Genomic DNA, 17,226 nt, shown 5'->3' with positions numbered 1-17,226 from the left:
CTCACGCTGCGCCCGGCCCACGTCCACGGCCTCACCCAACAGCGCTCGAACGGGTCCTCCACGGAAACCAGGTTCCGGATGGCGGCGTCCGGGCGGCGCTGCTCAGAGGGTTCCAGGCCGTCGACACCGACCCCGAGGACACCCCAGTTTTTGAGCATGTTCAAATGGGGGTGTCCGGCGGCAGACCGCCGTCCGGTCTGGGGGAATCAGTGTGTGGACATGGGGGTCAAGGCCGTGAGCACGAGGGCGACAGGCAGAGGCGAACTGCGGCCCGGCCGTCACTGGTATGCCACGGCGGTTGCGATCGCCGTCATGCTGACCGTGCTGGGCGCGGCCATCGGCGCATACCGGTTCAACGACGCGATCGACGCGGTGGACACCGACCATCAGTTCGGCAATGGTGACACCGTCACCCTGCGGCTCGAGCCGGGGAGCGAGAAGACCATCTGGGTCAAGTACCCGGGCCCGTCGCCCGGCCCGAAGTGCGACATCACCGGGCCTGAAGCCCCAGGCCCGACCGATCCGGGAATCGACGTGTTCCTCACCCAAGACGAGACCTGGATGCCGCTCTACACCATCAACGTGCCGCGGGCAGGCGACTACAAGGTCACCTGCTCGTCCCAGGCAATCTCCCGGTACGCCATCGGGGACCCCGGAGGGCTTGTCGCGCTTGCAGGCTGGCTGATGCTGGCCGTCTTTCTCCCGATGCTCGGAATCGGCATCGGCGCCGTCACCATCCTCGTCACCGCCATCCGCCGCAGACGCCATCGCAAGCGGCTGCTCGCCGAACGCTAGGGCTCCGGTGGTGGCCACCCAGCACACCCCGCGCACTCCGGGTGGCTGGGACAGGCCTCCTGTTGAGACCATGGCCTGGTGCCTGCTGTCCCAGCTAGGCCCGGCGGGAAGATCCTGCTCACCCTGTCGGGCTGGCTGTACGGGTAGGCGCGCGTCCTGCTGACCGTGAACGGCGACGGCAGGGCCGAGGGCCGGCTCCTTCCCGGGATGGTGTCGTTCATGTCCGCCCGTACGCACGCGGCGCCGGTCTTCGGCAACCCCGTCCACTGGTCCGCCGGTCTCCCGGAGAAGGGCCGGGCGGCCCGGCACCGCCCGGAGCGGATCACGGCCGCGACCGAGGAAGCGTTCCACCTGCGATTCCTCGCCCAGAGCGCCGTCCCGGACGCCCAGATGACGACCGTCGGCGAAGTGGTGCACCTGGTCGACGTCGTCACCGGCTCCGCCGCCACCCTCACCCCCGTCGAGGACCGGTGGGAGGCGCGCGAGAGCGGCCCCGTGCGGCTGTGGGAACGGGTCGAGGCCGTGCTGTCCGCGTACGACGAGGCGGGCCGCCTCGGGCCCGAGACGTTCACCCTGCACATCTACGACGGCGGGCAGCACCTGCGACACCCGCAGATGCCCGCCCTCCCGCTGCCCAGCACCGAGCCGACCCGCAACACTCCAGGCGTCCGGGCGGGGAGCGTCACGCTCCCCGCCCGGACGCCTGGCCGCGACTGGGTGCAGCTCGGCGACGTGGCGCGGATGGCCCGGGTGGGCCGGGCCACGGTGGTGAACTGGAGGCGCAGCGCACTCCGACTTCCCTGCCCCGGCCGGCGGTCCGGAGGTGCGCCCGCTGTTTTATCGGGCGGTGGTGGTGGCGTGGTTGCCCGCGCACGACAGGATCGGGGTGCCCATGGGGATGCCGTCGGCTTCGCTGGCCGTGGCCGGTGCCGGGCGCCGTCCGTTGCGGCTCGACGGCCCGCACCTGGTCCTCGCCGACGACATGGAGGGGGAGGACGAGTTGTCGGGCTGGTTCACCGACGAGGATGCCGATGAACTGTGCGCGCTGGCGGCAGGGGAGTTGGGGGTGTCGGTGGGTCGGTTGACGGTGTCGGGGCAGGTGCGGGTGGTGGAGCGGTTCCGTTCGTGATCGGGCGGTCTGCGGGTGACGCTGGCCTGGCCCGCCAGCTGGCACGGCCGCAGTGGCTGACCACGCAGTTCTGCATGCGGGCCCGGGGCGTCGGCTGGGTCGGGTAGCCGCCCTTCACTCCTCCCGGGGCCGGACTGGGCTTCTCCGCCCGGTCACCGGCCTGGTGGTGGGAGGCTGCGTGCATGGATGCTGTGTGGTGGGACCGGCGTGTGGATGGGTCGGAGCCGGATGATCCGGAGCCGGGCCCCAGGCTGGGTCATGACTACGTGGTGCTGGTGGGCGGCGCCTTGGACGGCATGCTGCTCGGCGTGACCGGCTGGCCCCCTCAGGAGGTGGTGCATGGCTTTGTCCACGAGAACGGGAGTCGTTTGTCGATGAGCGCGGGAGGCACCCCGAAGGCGGCCAAGTCGATGTTCACGAGTTCGGGAGGCAACTGCCGCTGACCTGATGGCGTGCCCAGACCCCAGGCGCCGAGCGCTGTGAACCGTGCTGCCGACATCGTCACCAGCTGCAACCAGGCTGGCGACTGCACCCTCAGGCAGGAGCGCTCCAGACCCTCGGATGTGTCTCTGCCGGACCGGTCGGTAGGGTCTCGGAGACGAGAGAAGAGATCCTCCGGTGGACTCCCGCATACCCCGCATACGCTCCAAGCTGGCGAAGATCCCGTACCAGGCGCAACGCAGCCACTCCGCCTGCGGGGAAGGCCATCGGTTCCGCCTCGGCCCACGCATCAACGCTTCAGAAGCCGACGCCTTCGAGGCGGAGCACCACATTGTCTTGCCTGCGGCCTACCGAGCGTTCCTCATCGAACTCGGGGGCAGCGGTGCAGGCCCCTTCTACGGTCTTCTTCCGCTGGATGAGTGCAGGCTGTTCACGATGAACCGGAAGCCGGCGGACGGCAGCCCCCGGGGATTCACTCATGTTGACCACCCGGACGCGCTGCAGGGGGACCTGTTCCTCCACATCATCGAGATGGGCTGCAGCGATCTGTGCCTCATCGGAGTGACTGGTCCCCTTGCCGGCCGTGTCGTCACCGGCAACGCGGACGGCTTCTGGCCTCCGAACGTCTCGTCGGCGCGGGACTTCCTCAGCTGGTACGAGCGCTGGCTCAACCACATGCGGGACGGCAAAGACAACGCCGCGCTGGGCCTGTCCTCCCCGGCAACCGTCGCGACCGCCCCGTGGGGTCCCCGCGCCACAGCCGGTCGTCGCCGACGTCACCCCGTGTGAATGGGTGTGGTGGTGTGCACGCGACCGTGCCGGGATGGTTGAGGGCGTCGAGCGCGGCCGTCGTCTTCCCCGGCACCGCCCGGTCCGTCGCCAGGGTGCAATCCTCGGCGTGCACGGTCGCGGCCCGCTGGCGGGTACGACCATCCAGGACCCACACCCACGGCGTGGCCGGGGCCGCCGCTGCGCCGGCCGGGTTGCGATGGGTGGGCAGTCCAGGGCGACGCCCGGGATGGGGCGCAGCTGGGCGGAGGTCACCCACGTGCTGTACTCGGCGGGCTCCGCGCCGCCGCCCTCGGTGGTCTGCCACAGGGGTACGCCGATGCGGCACATCCACAGTCCGGTGTCCATTTGAAGGCGTATCGACCGGAACGCGCGAGCCTGGACGGTCAGGCTCCGGAGCGGGGCTTCTGCTGGGCCTGCTGGAGTGCGGTACGGCAAGGGACGCAGAAGGGGTTCTCTGGGGGAGGCTCTGTGGTGAGGGCCCCGGCGGACGGTGGTTTGTGCAGCTCAGCGGTTGGTGTGGTGAACGCTAGCGAGGGCAACAGGTGTGGCGCTATCGCTGATGCGGGTGGCCTTGCGCTTATGGGGCTCTTTGAGATGGACCACCGTTACTCGCGTTGCTTCCCCGCCCCCGCTCGCGGCACATGGACCCAGCATCCAGCAGATGGTGTGTCGCTCCCGTCGCCCTCACCTGCATGCGGGGCCAGTGGGTGAACGGTGACTCAGGCAGAGTTCCATTCGTTGCTGGGCAGCGAATGCCACAGGTCAAGCCAGCTGTGGAGCAGGAAAAGCGGTCGAGTCAGGGTGGTGTCGCCAGCCCGCTGGGACCGGATCGCCAGGCCGAGGTCGCCGAAGACGGGGTCGCCGGCGGGGCTGTACCTCAGGCTGCCGGGCCGGGTCGTGCGGTGGACGAGCCAGTCTTCCACACGGGCAGGCGCGCAACCGGTCAGCGGGGCTGCGTCCAGTCTCACCTGGGGGCCGGTGAGGGCGTTCACGGCGACACACCCCAGGCGGCCGTCACGGAACAGGGCCCTGATCCCGCTCGTGGTGAAGTCAGCGTAGTCGAGCCGCTGGTCTTCGCCATGATCGGAGTAGGACGAGACGGCCGGTCGTTCGCCGAGAGCACTGGTGATCTCCTTCAGGGTCATCCCGAAGTGCACGGGTCCGACTCCTACGTAGGGCGTGAACGTCCACTCGGCACGCTCCTCCTCCCGGGCGATCCGCCACGGGCCGCAGTACCCCGCCTCGCTCCCCGGGGCGGCCACTGGCGGCTCGGGTGCCGGCTCGTCTGGGGCCGCTGGTGTGGGCCCGGTCCAGTTCTCACTCCGACGGCCCATTCGCTCCGCAGCCGCGGTGTCCTCAGGCTGCTCCTCCAGCCAGCGGATCGCCTGCTCCTGGCCCTCCCCGAAGGGGTCTTCCGCCAAGGCCCAAGCACGATCGAGAGCCGCGCGGCGTTCATTCTCCGCCGCGACGAGACCGGCGACATCCTCGCCCCAGGCCGCCAGACGCTCCCGGGCAATCCACCGGTGGTACGAATCCACGCTCACGGCAAGGACTTCGCGAACAGCGGGCGCATACCTGGGGACGGACGAGGCGAGGGCGGGGTCGTCCAGGAGCAGGGCAGTGGTCGCGAGCGCGGCCTCGCGCACCCGCAGATCGTCGTCGTCGCAGAAATCCGCGATGCGGACGTGTAGCACTGGCCGGGCTGCACGGGCGGCTGCCAGAGCCTGTGCCGTGCCTACGCCGGCCTCGACTTCCAGACGGGCTATGTCTGCGAATGAAGCCAGCCAGTTCAGCAGTTCGGCACGCAGCGACCGGCGGCCCGCCCGGCGCTCCCACCCGGTCTCGGCAAGGGTGCGCGGGTCGTCGAGAAGATGAGCGAGGACCAAGGCCGCCGGGGCGCTCGCCGGAAACACCCGCTCCTGATTGAGGAGCAGCCGGTACAGATCCCCCACCGCCCGCACCCGGCGGGCCAGGTCGGTGGCGAGCACAGCCCCGAGGATGTCTGGGGTGTCAGGCACACCGTGCCGACCCGTACAGCAATGTGGAAGCTCCTCCCAGGCGGTGCCGACGAGTGCTGCCTGTGCTGCGGGCGGCAGGGAACCGGGTGCAGGGTCCCGGCGGTCTGTGGATGTCTCGATCACGGTCGCAGTGTTCCACCAGGTACGAGCAGCGCCGGTACCTGCTCCACATCGCAGAAGGCCGACGAGCATTTGCCGTCCAGTCCGCTGAACCTCCCCGTTTCGTTGAGAAGCGGATGGACTGGGGTAAGACGCAGGTCCGGTCGTTACTGACGTCGGCGCTTCAGGGTGATGGTGGTGGAAGGTCGAGGGAGAGGCCGGTTCCCGCGAGGAATCCGTCGAGGACGTCGTGGCCCACGCGGGCTTCGGCGCGGCCGTCTCCCTGCGCCAGCACCTCTCGGCGGCGATCGGCGTCTCCCCGACGGCCTACCGGCGGGCCTTGACGGGCGCCCTGCCGCGGGTCTCAGGCGTCGATGCGCACCCAGGTACGGCCGGCGCGGAGCCACAGGGTGCCGTCGCGGCCCTGGCCGCAGTGCATGACCACCCGCCCGGGCACCCGCACCCGCTCCTGGCCGATGGCGACGCATACGTCGCCGACCAGCTCCGCGCGGGTCACGGTGGTCCTGCGCTTGTAGTGGTCGCGGCTGGTCAGGACCACCCGCGTGCCGCGCACGGCGAAGCCGTCCGGGACCTTTACCGGGCTGCGGTAGCTCGCGACTTCGCCGGTGGAGGGTGTGATCCGGGTGAGGAAGGTCCCTTTGGGGCTGTACCAGACAAGCCACACCGACTCGCCTTCCGTGGCAGCCGTGCAACCCTCCAGCGGCCAGTCGGGAAGTCTCCCCTTCGGCGCCCACGTCGCGACACCCCGGGTGTTCCAGCCCGCCAGGCCGGCCGCGGACTCCGGGTGGCCTCCGTAGATGCCCTCGTCGCCGTAGGCGGTCCAGATCCCCCCGCTGCGGTCGGTGACCAGGGCCGGGACGTCGTCACCGAGGCAGAAGGCACCCTCCGGCCGGCCCTCGGGGGAGTACACGACGGCGTTTTTCCGCCAGGCTCCCTCCGCGTCCTGGTGGGTACGGCCTGACGCCAGCAGGAACCGGGACCCGGGGAGCAGGGCCAGATGGCTGGGCCACATGTCGATCCCTTCGACCGGGATGCGCCGCTGCTCCTGCCCGGAGGTGATGACCAGCTCTCCGTCGAACGGCGTCTCGGCACGCCATCCGATCCACCCGCGGGGATACTTGTCGCGGCTCAGGTACCGGCGCTGGACCAGAATTACGGCGAGTTCGCCGTCCGGTCCCACGGTCCACCAAAGCGCACGCCACCCCGCCTGGACGTCTTTGGGGGACAGCCTCCACGCGACGGGCAGTTCGTCGATCGGCATGGGGATTCACCTTTGGGACTCCGGGGGCCTACGCCGCCCGAAGATCGCCACGTTACAGGTCGGGGCGGTCTCCCCTCCCGCCGGGGAGCGACGACCGGCCCTTCACGCCGTCCTATGCGATGACTGACTTCAGCTCGTCAGGGTCGTGAAGGGTCAGGCCGGTGCCGGCTATGAAGCCGTCGAGGATGTGGGGCCGGTACTGGAGGCGTTTGAGCCGGTTGCGGACGAGGGCTTCGAGCCGGTCGAGGGCCATGACGGCGAGGTTGGCGAGGCTATGCTTGACGTGGGCCCATACCCATTCGACGGGGTTGAGGTCGGGTGAGTAGGCGGGCAGCAGGAACACCGTCAGCCACTCACGCTCGGCCACAAGGTCACGCATCCTGCGGGAGACGTGAGTGTTCAGCCGGTCCCAGACCAGCACGATCGGGGCCCTGACCAACTGATAGACGCCGTCGACCAGCGCGATGAAGTCCCGCACGTCCATGCTGCGGCGCTTGCCCTTGCCCGCGGGGTGGGTCCGCAGACGGTGGCACAGCCGGGTGCGGGAACCAGGCCGCATGGCGATCAGCCCGGCTACCGACAGCCGTCCCGAGCGGCGTCCGCTTACTGTCACGACCGGGGTGATACCGCGCCGGCCCCAGGTCCGTCCCCGGGGCGGCCGTCGGGTGAAGCCTGCTTCGTCTTCGAAGCAGACGTAGCCCCCGCAGGCCGCCCTCGCCCTTTTACCTCCGCCCAGGTCGCCTCCTTCCACACGGCGACGGCCTGCTCGTCACGCTCGGCGACCCGCCGCGCGGGCACCTGCGGACTGAAGCCGAGCCGGTGCATCAACCGCGTGGCACCCGAGACGCTGTAGGAGACGTGGAATTTCCGACCGATCAGAGTGGCGACCCGCGATGCGGTCCACACCTGGTCCTCCACCCAGCCGTGCGCCGCCGGACTCTCCTCCAGGAACCTCGCCAGCTTCTCCAGACAGTACGGCGACAGCCGACACCGCGAACCACTCGGACCACGCGAGACCAGAGCCGCAGCCCCGCCGTCGCGCCACAGTTGGTGCCATTGGTAGGCCGACTTCAGGCTCACCCTCAGATGTCGGGCGACCTTTGACGGCTCCACCTTCTGCTCGAACAACTCAGCTGCCTGCAGCCGTACCGATTCACGGAGCTGACGACCCGCAGGGGTCAGCCCTCCCCCATCCGCATACCTCACACACCACGAGATACAGCCCGAGCCCCGGACCCATCAGACACTTCATGAAGATTCACGCCAACGAGCCGAAGTCAGTAACAACCCGGAGCCCCGTACGCATACGGTGGTTGCACAACTGAATGGCCCCGGTCCCAGCGCTCTGGACCGGGGCTTCTTCGTTTCAGGGGGTCAGACGTTCTGCTCGATCTGCTCGAAGATGTCCGCGTCGGTCTCCTGCTGCCACTGAGGCAGCTTGTCCCAGTCGGCCACGTACCCGGGCTTCGGGTCGGGGATGTGCTTGTGGATCTGCGCGATCCAGCACAGCGCGACGAACCGGCCCTTCTGCTCGCGGGTCAGCTTGGCGGTCTGTCCTCCGCTCACCTGGACGAAGTCGCGAACCTGCCCGAAGACGGCCGCGGCCGATGCCCGCTCCCACTCCGGGGTGTCCTCCCACGGCGTGATGTACCCGGGCTTCGGATCCCCGGGGAAGTGCTTCTTCACTCCGGCGATCCACGCCTCGCGGAAGATCCGGCCGTCCTCGTTCATGGTGTCCCCCTGTGGCATCAGACAGTCGCTCCGATCTTCTGCGAGAACCTGCGTAGCCCCGGCATCTCCGGGTGCATCAACAGCAGCTCCGAGGTGATCGCCCGCACCTTGGGCCGCGTGGCTTCCTCCGGGGCGTACGAGGCCAGGGCACGGAGAGCGTGGAAGGTCTTCGTCGGCTCGTCCATTGCCTGCCATACCCGGGCGACGTCCATGCACATCCGTCCCCGCCGCTCGGCTGTCGGCAGCTGGCGCGGGTCGAGCTTCTCCGCGTAGGTCAGCGCCTGGTCGTCCTCGCCGAGCGCGTGGTGCACGGAGATCCGGAAACCGCAGGTCTGGGCCTCGCCGAACTCGCCGGGGATGTAGAGCCGCTGTGCGGCCGTTTCCCGGCGTTTGGCGGTCTCCTCGGCCTCGCCGATCAGCTCCATCGCCTGCCCCCGCCAACCGGCCTGCGCAGCGCTGTACGAGGCCGTCAGCATCAGCGTGCCCCGCATCGCGAGTTCGTCCGGATGCTGGCCCAACCGCTCCGCTGCTTCCTGGAGATGGTCGATCGCGGCCTGGTACTCACCGCTCCGGCGCAGTGAGACGCCCATGGAGTGCGCGGCCTCGCCCATCACCACCGGGTTGCCCGTCAGCTCCGCCTGCGCGCGCGCCCGCTCGGCCGCCACCCACGCCATGCCCTGATAGTTCTTGATCGCGAGCTGTGCGAGGAGCACGTACGCGCGGGCCGCGATGTCATGGGCCTGCGAGGCCAGGGAGCCGGAGATCAGCGACGGCAGGGTGCGGCCCAACTTGCTGTACTCCGCCGCCTGGAACACCCTCCGGGCCTCCACCAGCGCGGAGAAAAGCGCCTCACGCGACGCCGGCCGGGTGTCGGGCAGACAGAACAAGGAACGTTCCACCAGCTCCTTGGGATCGACCGCCGCTGCGGCGGAAGCGGTGCCGGGCAGCGCGGCAGCGATACCGACCCCCAGCCCAAGCGTGAGCACTTTTCGGCGGTGCACGGCGTCCCCTTCGAGTCCGACATCAGCAGCAGTCAGACCCAGAACACCACACAAAGCGGCCAGCGTGTCCTCGTCCGGCTGGATCTTCCCGGTTTCGACCCTCGACAGCCACGAACCGGAGTAGCCGACCGCCCTGCCCACCTCACCTTGAGACAGCCTCTTAGCGTTCCGAGCCTGCCGCAGCACATCCCCCAGCGAATCGCCCATGCACAGAGTGTGCCGATCCATGCACAGACTTTGCAGACCCTTCGTCAGACATAGTCCGAACGAGCCCGGCCACGTTGACTGTTCATCAGTCGCAGCGGCCGGGGCCTCATTGCCCCTACCAGCACGGGCTTCCCCCGGGCTCCGGCCGCTGCGGCGCTCAGTCCCCGGTCCTGTCGTTGACGAACGCGCACGCGGCAGGGCCGGGTACCACCTCACTCGAAGGAGCACCCGATGAGCACGAGGACGATGCCCACCCCCGCCGAGGCCGCTGCCCGCGCGACCGAGATCCTGGCCGCGATCCGCGCCGACGAGGAGTTCGGCGCCTTCGAGGCCGCCACCCTGGAATACAGCTCCGACTGGCAGTGCTTCACCGGCTTCCCGGTCATCGAGCGGTGGAACCTCGACTCCGACAAGGCCCCGCTCTTCACGGAGGGCCTGCGCGCCATCGCCCTCAAGGCCGCCGTCTTCGAGCTGACCGGCGACGAGAACCTGGCCGAGGTCCCCGTGGCGGTTCCCGTGGACGAGATGACGCACGCGATGATCGCCCAGCCGCAGCTCCTCGCCCGGATCGCAGCCCGGACCGGCTTCACGCTGATCCACCAGACCGACCAGGAGCACACCGACTACGAGGCGGGCTGCTTCACCACCCTCGCCTACCGGCTCGCGTGGGGTGAGCCCCCGGCCCGGTACTGGCTCCAGGCCGAGGAGGTCGAGCGGCGGGTGAAGATCCTCAGCGCCCGCTACGCCAGCATCGGCATGGACCGCGCCGGACGCGAGCACGACATCGAGTTCAGCGCCGCCTGAACCAACCCCGCCGCCCGCGCGGCTCCGGCTGCGGCTCGGGCTCCGGAACATACGGGGGCGCGATCCGGTCCGGCTCCAGCCCCACCTTGTGCGGATGCACGCACGCAGGGATTCGGTCGGCGGTGTACCGGTAGCCGTCGGCCGGATCGAAGGGGCATTCCGGGCTGGGCCGGTCGTAGACCACGAATCCCTCCCGGGGCAGCCGATGGGCCGGACAGATCCCGCACGCCGGATGATCCTCGCCCTGGGCGAACGCCTCGCTCATGCACCCGGACCGTACACCCACGCCACCCCGCGACCCTCGCCGAAGAGGAGCAGCGCCATGACCGAGCCGCTGCCTCGCCGAGTACCCAGTGCCCGGCAGTTCGAAGACCAGCCCGAGCCGCGCATCCCGTGGGATGCCTTCTCCGTCCAGGCCGACGTCAGCGAGGAGTACGGCCAGCCCTCCCCGGCCCTCATGGCGCGTGCGAGACGCGGCTGGCGGAATCTCGGTGCGTTGCACGCCCGTATCGACCCGGCCGGCGGTGACGACCAGAGCAAGGACCGGGACGACGGGGGCGACGAGCAGTGAGCGCCGCAGGCTTCGGGCACGAGCTGGATCCCCGCATCGGCAAGCAGGTCCGCGACATCGCGAGCGGGACCGAGGGGGAGTTGATGGCCGTGGTCCAGGAGGAGGTCCCCAACTTCGAGGGCCGTCCGATGACCGTGCGGCTCGCCTACATCCGCCCCGCGTCCGGCGGACAGGAGATCTCCACCGCGCCCACGAATCTCGAAGTGGTCCGGTGAACCCGTTACGCGGGTGGCGCCAGCGACTGGCCGTCCTCGCCTACGCCCTGGCCGTTACCGCCGTGGTCGTGACCCTGGCCCTGGCCGGAAGCACCGGCCGGTAGACACACAGACCTCCCGCCCCGCACTCCTACAGCACCACCGCCCGGGGCGGGTGCACCCCTTCCTCTCCGAACCTGACCAGGCAGTCGGCACGGAGAGGAACGGCGCTGGGGACATGTCTGGGGACGTGTTCCCGGCGCCACCCACGCACCACTCGAAAGGCAATCGAGAGGAGCACAGCCATGACCGTCATGCTGACCACTCCGGTCCAGTCCGGCGCCGGCCAGTACCGCAACCCCCGGGATTACGTGAGCCCGGAGGTGTGGGACCGCGAGGTCACCCTGCTCATGCGCGACTACCCCTTCGACGAGGTGATGGCTACCCGCCTGTTCCACGCGGCCGTTACCTACCTGATCACCGCGATGGAGAAGTGGGACGAGCCGACGCCGCTGGAGATGTGCTGCGGCCGGATCGTGGACATCGCCGTGCACGTGTTCATCCTCGACACCAAGAACTACCGGGAGTTCTGCGCCGAGCACTTCGGCGGCCGGTTCCTGGAGCACATCCCCGAGATCGCGTTCAAGTACGACGGTTCCGTGGAGCGCACCGCGCAGATCATCCACGACAACGGGTTCGAGGTGGACTGGAAGCTGTGGGAGGCCGACTACGCCAAGTGCGGTCCGTGCCACCCCGGTTCCAAGTGCCACTGACCCCGTAGGGCCGTAGGCCCGCTCACGCCCGGAGGTGCCACGCGCGCCTCCGGGCTCCTTTTATGCCAATATATGCGAGTTTGCATCTTCTGCCCCTACCCGCATCCCGACGCGAGTAGGTTGGCGCCCTCTCCACACGCCACACCACTCCCGGAGGACCCTTCATGTCCAGCGCCGCCCCCAGCACCCCCGCCGAATACTGGGACAAGTACCGCCCCAACCGCGAGCGCCCCGCCGCGGACCGCTTCGACTGGACCGGCCTGCCCGACGCCGGCCCCGGCGCCGAGATCCTTGGCACGCCGAAGACCGCGCTGGACCTCGGGCCAGCCGAGGGCGAGAACGCCGCCTTCCTCGCCCGCTCCGGCATCGAGGTGACCGCGGTGGACTTCTCCGCCGTCCAGATCGACCGCGCCCGCGAGTTCTGGAGCGACCTGCCGAACCTGGAGTTCGTCTGTGCGGACGCACTCGACTTCCTCGACCAGGACATGCGGCTGTGGGACGTCGTCTACTCGACGTGGGGCGCGGTGTGGTTCACGGACCCCGACGAACTGTTCCCCCGCATCGCCCGCCGCCTCGCCCCCGGCGGCACCTTCGCCTTCTCCCACCGCGAGCCGATTGTGGGCCAGTACGGTGCCCAGGAGATGGGCGGGAAGTGGCTGGAGGGCCGCGAGACCGAGCTGACCGTCCTGCGCTGGCAGCACACCCCCGAGCAGTGGGCCGACCTCCTCAAGCGCCACGGCTTCACCGACGTCTCCGCCGACGTCATCCCCAACCCCGACGGCGCCGCCCTCGGCACCCTGCTGGTCACCGCAAAGGCCACCGCATGACGACCCGCGAGGCCAAGCGCCGCCGCATCAGCTACTTCACCGAGCCGTACGAGCACATCGTCCAGGACAGCGGCGTGGTCATCGTCGCCCAGGACCATGACGACCGCATCGCTCTGATCCGGCACACCATCCCCCTGCACGGCGACACCTTGACCGTGCCCGGGGGCGGGATCGAGGACGGTGAAGACCCGCTGGACGCCGCGAAACGGGAGCTGGAGGAAGAAGCCGGGCTCACCGCCGCCGTGTGGACGCCGCTCGGCAGCACCGTGCCGATGCCCCGCAGCACCCTCACCCTCCACATGTACGCGGCCACCAGCCTCACGTCCGGCGTCCAGGCCCTCACCGTCACCGAGGCCGAGCAGGGCCTCACCGTCGTGTGGACGCCCCGCAAGGAGGCCGTCCAGGCGGCCCTCGACGGACGTATCAAGCTCGCTGGCGCGGCGCTCGCACTGCTGATCTGGTCGGCGCGGACGGGTGAGTGAGTGCTCCACCACCTCATCACACAAGACGCGGACCTGCGCATGGTCCCCACCGACCACGACCAGTTGACCGTCGCCGTAGAGAAGATCCGCGAGGAACTCAGGACACTCGCCGAAGACACGGACGCCGACCGGACCCGGGTCCTGGCCCGGTGGACCGGCATCGGCTTGGTGGTCCTGGGCCGCCCCGACGACGCACTCGTGTACCTGCGGCAGGCGCTCGGCCTGGCCACCGCCAGCGGCAACTCCCGGGCCGTCATCGCCACCGAACTGAACCTCGGCGACGCGTACCGCTACGCCGGTGAAACGGAGACCGCAGACGCGCTCTACCGCGGCGCGCTGGAGGGCGCCCGCGAGCAGCATCCCGAACTCGTGGATTTCGCCCTCCAGCACCTCGGCAAGCACCTCCTGGAGCAGGGCGACCTCGGGCCAGCCAGCGCCCACCTCCAGGAAGCCCTGCGGCTGTGAACCGCCAAGGGTGACGCCGGACTGATCGAATCCACCCAGGCCGCACTCGACCGCGTCGAGCTGCTGAACAGCCACGCATGCGATCAGGCCCGGCGTACCGTCAACGACCTTCCCCCGGTCCCCCCTGAGCCGCACACTGCCCTCCCTCGTGTGACCACGCATGACGAAGCCCCCTCTCCGAACCACAGGAGCAGGGGGCGGCGTGCTGTCCGGCTCAGACGAGGGGCTTGACGCTGAACCGGGCGTTCGAGCCGAGCGGAGCGGTGACGTGCTGCCCACAGGCGATGTACTGCGAGCCGCCTTCCACCGACACGACCCACTTCGCAGCCGTCTCGCAGAGCGCTTCCATGGCACCGACCGGCAGACCGCACTCCGCTTTGACGTACCGGAACGTCTGCTGGAGCCGAGCCGGCGCCTTCTTGCCCACGAACCGCTCGTGCACCGGGTGGCTCGCAGAAAGAACTTGGCCGACCACCGCGTGCAGCTTCCGGCCGTCGGCCTCACCCACCGGTTCAATCCGCTCGATCTCCACGGCCAACCGCACCATCTGGTCACCCGTGGAGGCGTAGAGCGCCACGCTATGCCGCGCCGCCTCCTCGCTGCCCAGCTCCCAGCACCCCCGGTTCAGCGCGTAGACGATCTCCGGAGCCATGCCCTCGCGCCATCCCTTGCAGGGGCGCCCCATCAGATCGTCCACAGAACAGTCGGATACCGGGGCGAGAGTGAACAGGATCAAGGAGACCTCCATAGGGGACCCCTGACCGCCCCGCACGGCGGCCAGCAAGCCCAGAAAGCCTAAAGCTGAGGACCGGCACGGTCGGCGACGTTCCATCATCTGGTCACTGGTAATACCAGGGGGCCCAGCACATCTCGGCCTCCGGCAGCACCTCCGCGGACGGCTTCTTGGCCTCCGTGTTCCACGGTGCCTTCAGCTTCCGCTCCAGCCGCTGCTTCACCGTCAGCAGCTTCGCCGGGTGGTTGATGAATGCCAGCATCTTCTCGGCCAGGTCCTTCCGGCGCCTCGCCTCCTCCTTGCTGATCCATTGGGCCTCCGGCTTGACCCGAACCTCGTCGCGCATGTCCTCCAGCATCAGCTCGGCCGCAGCACGGCCCAGGCGTTGCTCCCACTCATTGCGAGGCCACTCGTCCACCCAGGAGACGGGATTGCCCTGGACATCGAACGTGACCACCGGCTCCTTCATCCACGAGGGCGGCCCTCCAGGGCTGTACGGGGCCCGAGGAGTCTCCGGTTCCTCCTCCTCCAGCAACGCGTCGCAGTAGGTCCGCAGAGGGCTCACACCGGGCTCCGGAGCCCGCGTCGACTTGTAGGTGCCGGGCCACACGCGGATGAATGCCTGCGGGCTGCGCCAGCCGAACCCGTCGAGCAGGTCGGCGAACACGGTCTGTTCCTCGGCCGGTTCGGCCATCATCAGCCTCCTTGCCCAGCGACGATGCGGCCCGTGGCAGCACGGTAGAGCCGGGCGCCCCCGGACTTTCAGCCCGGGCAGAGGCGGGAAAGTCCGCCGGAAAGTCCGCTCCGGGGCCAGCCTGTCCTACCCCGCAAGCGGTTGACTACCCACAGCACATCCCGGGTAGTGCGCTCCCTCGTGGGGTGGGGGGCACTGCCACCCTCAGACGCTGGTACTGGCAGGAGGTACGGACGTGACCGCCTTCAACAACGATGCCCGTGTGCGGGAGGACCGCGAGCACCGGCTCCTGGGACGGGAGGTTGTCCACTCGGCTCGACGCCCGCGGTATCGACGTCGCCCGGCTCCTCCTCAACGCCCACCGTGCCGATGCCGGCGTCGACCAGGTCGTCGCCGCCGTCACCACCGCAGCCGCCGGCATCGTCATGGCCTAGTAGCCGGTTGCATCGCGCGACTGGCAGCTCAGCCATGGCGCTCCCTCCGTGCCGCCCAGTCACTGGCGGCTCACGGGTATCCGAGGCCGTTTGCTGTGGGACCGCTGACAACGCTGTCACTCCCGCGTGGTCAGCCCGCGTCCTCGATGGTGGCCACGTCGACCGCCCTCGGATGGCAGGTGCCTCTGGCAGGGCGTATAGAGGAAGAAAGGCATGCTCTGACTGGTCACCCTGTTTGCGTGTGCTGGGGAGGTTCCTCATGCCCGATGCAGGTCTATGGCAGTGGGTCTTGACCTCCCTGTTGCTCGTCCTCGGCTGTTTCCTGGCTGCCCGTGCCTGGCAGATGGCCCGCAGAGAGCCGGAGTCGGAGCCCAGGATCGAGGTACTCGCCGGGATCGGGGGCGGTCTGGTGTGCGGAATCGCCGTAGGCCTGTCCGCCTTGTTCTTGAGTGAGTCGATGCGTGAGTCTCAGGAGAACGCGGCATGGCGGGCGAGTGTCGAGAGCGCGGACAGTGTCCCCGGCCTGACCGTCGCCGGCCACGACATCAAGGGCATCAATTTCAGCGGGAAGTCGCTCCGCAACGCCGACTTCACCAACGCTGATCTGGTTGGCGCAAAATTTCAGGATGCCGACCTGACTGCCGCAAACTTCGAGGGCGCCGATCTGCGGGGGGCGATCCTGATCGGAGCGAATCTTCAAGACGCGAGCCTCAAGAACGCCAACCTGCGGGAAGCCTCCCTCCACAGCGCGAACCTCAGCCACGCGCATCTCCCGCCGAAGAGCTCCTTCGTGGGGACGAAGGTGAACGCGCGCACCTGCTGGTCGATGGGGGAGAAACCCACCTCTGAACAGCTCATCGGGCTGGTAGTGGAGATGTATCGCGACGAAAAGGATCAAGATAAGGAACTGTGGTCCAGCGGCCAAGAAGTACCGGTTTGCGACCTTTGGAGGCATGGCAAGCGCATCCACCCGGAGTGGGAGTAGCACCAATCTGGGCCGGGGAGCCCGCCGCTCTCCGCATAGGCGCGGAGCATGTGAAGCACGTTGATGGCGTACGTGCGCCGGTGCGGGAGGACGCCGACCTGTGGGTGCCGCCCGCGGGCCGGGACGCGAAGCGTTCCTGGGGGCCGCTGGCCGAGGGGCTGGCCGTGCCCCGGGACCGCGGCCTCGGTGACCGCGCGGAGGCGCTGGAGCAGCTCGGTGTCAACTGGCTCGCGCACGCCATGATCGTCGGACTTGTCAAGGACGTGCTGTCCGAGACGCGGGTCGGTTTCCTGGTCGGCTTCCGCCCCTGGCCCTTGCTCGGGGCCCGCATGGACCAGATCCGCGACCAGGGCGGCCCCGCACTCCTCGGCGCGCACCTGGCCCGCTTGAAGGACGACAGCTCCTTCAAGGAGGCTTTGGATGCCGCTGTGGTCGGCCGTCTCGTGGACGCGACCCCTGAACTCTTTGACGACACCGCCCTCGGCGCCGGCCGCGCCTGCCTCCCGCCCCCGGGTCTCCGCGGCGGCGGCCCGCTCCCGCTCCACCACCACACCCGCCGCCGCGGCCCCCGGACAGCAGGCCCCGACGGAAGCCGCGGTACCTGCCCACCGGCAGTGGGCCGGAGCGGTGAGGGGCGGGGGGCTTAGGCGGTGACGGCGGCGGCTCCCATACCCGGACGTCGCGGGTGCGGTGCGCGTTTCCGGGTGTGGACGGATCGTGTACGGGCGCGGGCGGGCCGGTGGGCGCCCGCCGGCCGGGACCGGATCGG

At 69.3% G+C, this 17,226-nt stretch carries 22 protein-coding genes and 2 pseudogenes; 15 read left to right on the top strand and 9 right to left on the bottom strand.

What is annotated here, in order from left to right; genetic code table 11:
* Window positions 1-312 precede the first annotated feature (312 nt).
* The 5 genes and pseudogenes from ACZ51S_RS32420 to ACZ51S_RS32400 all read left to right on the top strand — a co-directional run bounded on the left by ACZ51S_RS32420 (window position 313) and on the right by ACZ51S_RS32400 (window position 3,154).
* Window positions 313-795: a hypothetical protein gene (locus tag ACZ51S_RS32420; protein ID WP_468962836.1), complete on the top strand. Its 483-nt coding sequence runs from the start codon at window positions 313-315 to the stop codon at window positions 793-795.
* 93 nt (window positions 796-888) lie between these two features.
* A pseudogene (locus ACZ51S_RS32415) lies at window positions 889-1,431 on the top strand (methyltransferase domain-containing protein); the annotation flags it as partial.
* 211 nt (window positions 1,432-1,642) lie between these two features.
* On the top strand, window positions 1,643-1,924 hold the full coding sequence (locus ACZ51S_RS32410) for a hypothetical protein (RefSeq protein ID WP_468962856.1): 282 nt from the start codon (window positions 1,643-1,645) through the stop codon (window positions 1,922-1,924).
* Between the two features lie 182 nt (window positions 1,925-2,106).
* Window positions 2,107-2,367: a hypothetical protein gene (locus tag ACZ51S_RS32405; RefSeq protein ID WP_468962834.1), complete on the top strand. Its 261-nt coding sequence runs from the start codon at window positions 2,107-2,109 to the stop codon at window positions 2,365-2,367.
* A gap of 175 nt (window positions 2,368-2,542) precedes the next feature.
* Window positions 2,543-3,154 carry an SMI1/KNR4 family protein gene (locus tag ACZ51S_RS32400; protein ID WP_468478973.1) on the top strand — a complete coding sequence of 204 codons (612 nt, stop codon included), beginning with the start codon at window positions 2,543-2,545 and terminating at the stop codon, window positions 3,152-3,154.
* 25 nt (window positions 3,155-3,179) lie between these two features.
* Here the strand turns inward: ACZ51S_RS32400 and ACZ51S_RS32395 are convergent.
* From ACZ51S_RS32395 to ACZ51S_RS32370, 6 genes and pseudogenes are all read right to left on the bottom strand, one after another.
* Window positions 3,180-3,311 (bottom strand): annotated as a pseudogene (locus ACZ51S_RS32395) (DUF6233 domain-containing protein); the annotation flags it as partial.
* Window positions 3,312-3,876: 565 nt separating this feature from the next.
* Complete coding sequence (locus tag ACZ51S_RS32390) at window positions 3,877-5,145, bottom strand: hypothetical protein (protein WP_468962832.1); 1,269 nt, start codon at window positions 5,143-5,145, stop codon at window positions 3,877-3,879.
* Window positions 5,146-5,638: 493 nt separating this feature from the next.
* Complete coding sequence (locus ACZ51S_RS32385; protein ID WP_468962830.1) at window positions 5,639-6,556, bottom strand: hypothetical protein; 918 nt, start codon at window positions 6,554-6,556, stop codon at window positions 5,639-5,641.
* 112 nt (window positions 6,557-6,668) lie between these two features.
* Window positions 6,669-7,762, bottom strand: a protein-coding gene (locus tag ACZ51S_RS32380) for an IS630 family transposase (protein WP_468962828.1) whose coding sequence is annotated in 2 segments (ribosomal slippage) — window positions 6,669-7,276 and window positions 7,276-7,762 — 1,095 coding nt in all. Because the reading frame shifts where the segments join, the coding sequence is not laid out codon by codon here.
* 168 nt (window positions 7,763-7,930) lie between these two features.
* A complete protein-coding gene (locus ACZ51S_RS32375) occupies window positions 7,931-8,287 on the bottom strand; it encodes a hypothetical protein (protein WP_468962827.1) in 357 nt (118 codons plus the stop codon).
* Between the two features lie 17 nt (window positions 8,288-8,304).
* Window positions 8,305-9,495, bottom strand: a complete 1,191-nt coding sequence (locus ACZ51S_RS32370) for a helix-turn-helix domain-containing protein (protein ID WP_468962824.1) — start codon at window positions 9,493-9,495, stop codon at window positions 8,305-8,307.
* 231 nt (window positions 9,496-9,726) lie between these two features.
* Between ACZ51S_RS32370 and ACZ51S_RS32365 the strand changes: the two genes are divergently transcribed.
* Window positions 9,727-10,299: a hypothetical protein gene (locus ACZ51S_RS32365; protein WP_468962823.1), complete on the top strand. Its 573-nt coding sequence runs from the start codon at window positions 9,727-9,729 to the stop codon at window positions 10,297-10,299.
* On the opposite strand, the gene ACZ51S_RS32360 is transcribed toward ACZ51S_RS32365, so the two are convergent.
* On the bottom strand, window positions 10,286-10,564 hold the full coding sequence (locus ACZ51S_RS32360; protein WP_468962821.1) for a hypothetical protein: 279 nt from the start codon (window positions 10,562-10,564) through the stop codon (window positions 10,286-10,288). The two genes, ACZ51S_RS32365 and ACZ51S_RS32360, sit on opposite strands and share 14 nt — an antisense overlap.
* Before the next feature lie 57 nt (window positions 10,565-10,621).
* Between ACZ51S_RS32360 and ACZ51S_RS32355 the strand changes: the two genes are divergently transcribed.
* The 6 genes from ACZ51S_RS32355 to ACZ51S_RS32330 all read left to right on the top strand — a co-directional run bounded on the left by ACZ51S_RS32355 (window position 10,622) and on the right by ACZ51S_RS32330 (window position 13,611).
* Window positions 10,622-10,870 (top strand): hypothetical protein, encoded by a 249-nt coding sequence (locus ACZ51S_RS32355; RefSeq protein ID WP_468962820.1) that lies wholly within the window; start codon window positions 10,622-10,624, stop codon window positions 10,868-10,870.
* On the top strand, window positions 10,867-11,085 hold the full coding sequence (locus ACZ51S_RS32350; protein ID WP_468962818.1) for a hypothetical protein: 219 nt from the start codon (window positions 10,867-10,869) through the stop codon (window positions 11,083-11,085). Before ACZ51S_RS32355 ends, ACZ51S_RS32350 begins: the two co-directional genes overlap by 4 nt.
* Before the next feature lie 284 nt (window positions 11,086-11,369).
* Window positions 11,370-11,837, top strand: a complete 468-nt coding sequence (locus tag ACZ51S_RS32345; protein WP_468962817.1) for a glycine-rich domain-containing protein — start codon at window positions 11,370-11,372, stop codon at window positions 11,835-11,837.
* Window positions 11,838-12,001: 164 nt separating this feature from the next.
* A complete protein-coding gene (locus tag ACZ51S_RS32340; RefSeq protein ID WP_468962815.1) occupies window positions 12,002-12,664 on the top strand; it encodes a class I SAM-dependent methyltransferase in 663 nt (220 codons plus the stop codon).
* Window positions 12,661-13,146 carry an NUDIX domain-containing protein gene (locus tag ACZ51S_RS32335; protein ID WP_468962813.1) on the top strand — a complete coding sequence of 162 codons (486 nt, stop codon included), beginning with the start codon at window positions 12,661-12,663 and terminating at the stop codon, window positions 13,144-13,146. Before ACZ51S_RS32340 ends, ACZ51S_RS32335 begins: the two co-directional genes overlap by 4 nt.
* On the top strand, window positions 13,147-13,611 hold the full coding sequence (locus ACZ51S_RS32330; protein WP_468962812.1) for a tetratricopeptide repeat protein: 465 nt from the start codon (window positions 13,147-13,149) through the stop codon (window positions 13,609-13,611). It begins immediately after the preceding gene.
* Window positions 13,612-13,825: 214 nt separating this feature from the next.
* Here the strand turns inward: ACZ51S_RS32330 and ACZ51S_RS32325 are convergent, their stop codons facing one another.
* The gene (locus ACZ51S_RS32325; protein WP_468962810.1) at window positions 13,826-14,347 is read right to left on the bottom strand and encodes a hypothetical protein; all 522 of its coding nucleotides are present in this window, start codon (window positions 14,345-14,347) and stop codon (window positions 13,826-13,828) included.
* Window positions 14,348-14,450: 103 nt separating this feature from the next.
* Window positions 14,451-15,041: a hypothetical protein gene (locus tag ACZ51S_RS32320; protein ID WP_468962808.1), complete on the bottom strand. Its 591-nt coding sequence runs from the start codon at window positions 15,039-15,041 to the stop codon at window positions 14,451-14,453.
* Window positions 15,042-15,340: 299 nt separating this feature from the next.
* Here ACZ51S_RS32320 and ACZ51S_RS32315 point away from each other — a divergent pair, with 299 nt between their 5' ends.
* From ACZ51S_RS32315 to ACZ51S_RS32305, 3 genes are all read left to right on the top strand, one after another.
* Window positions 15,341-15,472 carry a hypothetical protein gene (locus ACZ51S_RS32315; RefSeq protein WP_468962806.1) on the top strand — a complete coding sequence of 44 codons (132 nt, stop codon included), beginning with the start codon at window positions 15,341-15,343 and terminating at the stop codon, window positions 15,470-15,472.
* A 259-nt stretch (window positions 15,473-15,731) separates the two neighbouring features.
* A complete protein-coding gene (locus tag ACZ51S_RS32310) occupies window positions 15,732-16,457 on the top strand; it encodes a pentapeptide repeat-containing protein (protein ID WP_468962805.1) in 726 nt (241 codons plus the stop codon).
* A 50-nt stretch (window positions 16,458-16,507) separates the two neighbouring features.
* Window positions 16,508-17,104, top strand: a complete 597-nt coding sequence (locus ACZ51S_RS32305) for a hypothetical protein (protein ID WP_468962803.1) — start codon at window positions 16,508-16,510, stop codon at window positions 17,102-17,104.
* Window positions 17,105-17,226: the final 122 nt, after the last annotated feature.

This window comes from Streptomyces sp. NPDC034043 (genome assembly GCF_055575675.1).
The sequence above is the reverse complement of the archived record's forward strand: the minus strand, read 5'-3'. Positions and strand labels throughout refer to the sequence as shown.

Excerpts from the sequence above, each read along its gene's own strand:
- ACZ51S_RS32385 (WP_468962830.1), bottom strand. The coding sequence starts at position 6,556 with ATGCCGATCGACGAACTGCCCGTCGCGTGGAGGCTGTCCCCCAAAGAC.
- ACZ51S_RS32365 (WP_468962823.1), top strand. The coding sequence starts at position 9,727 with ATGAGCACGAGGACGATGCCCACCCCCGCCGAGGCCGCTGCCCGCGCG.
- ACZ51S_RS32375 (WP_468962827.1), bottom strand. The coding sequence starts at position 8,287 with ATGAACGAGGACGGCCGGATCTTCCGCGAGGCGTGGATCGCCGGAGTG.
- ACZ51S_RS32420 (WP_468962836.1), top strand. The coding sequence starts at position 313 with ATGCTGACCGTGCTGGGCGCGGCCATCGGCGCATACCGGTTCAACGAC.
- ACZ51S_RS32340 (WP_468962815.1), top strand. The coding sequence starts at position 12,002 with ATGTCCAGCGCCGCCCCCAGCACCCCCGCCGAATACTGGGACAAGTAC.
- ACZ51S_RS32345 (WP_468962817.1), top strand. The coding sequence starts at position 11,370 with ATGACCGTCATGCTGACCACTCCGGTCCAGTCCGGCGCCGGCCAGTAC.
- ACZ51S_RS32370 (WP_468962824.1), bottom strand. The coding sequence starts at position 9,495 with ATGGGCGATTCGCTGGGGGATGTGCTGCGGCAGGCTCGGAACGCTAAG.
- ACZ51S_RS32310 (WP_468962805.1), top strand. The coding sequence starts at position 15,732 with ATGCCCGATGCAGGTCTATGGCAGTGGGTCTTGACCTCCCTGTTGCTC.
- ACZ51S_RS32360 (WP_468962821.1), bottom strand. The coding sequence starts at position 10,564 with ATGAGCGAGGCGTTCGCCCAGGGCGAGGATCATCCGGCGTGCGGGATC.
- ACZ51S_RS32335 (WP_468962813.1), top strand. The coding sequence starts at position 12,661 with ATGACGACCCGCGAGGCCAAGCGCCGCCGCATCAGCTACTTCACCGAG.
- ACZ51S_RS32355 (WP_468962820.1), top strand. The coding sequence starts at position 10,622 with ATGACCGAGCCGCTGCCTCGCCGAGTACCCAGTGCCCGGCAGTTCGAA.
- ACZ51S_RS32405 (WP_468962834.1), top strand. The coding sequence starts at position 2,107 with ATGGATGCTGTGTGGTGGGACCGGCGTGTGGATGGGTCGGAGCCGGAT.
- ACZ51S_RS32320 (WP_468962808.1), bottom strand. The coding sequence starts at position 15,041 with ATGATGGCCGAACCGGCCGAGGAACAGACCGTGTTCGCCGACCTGCTC.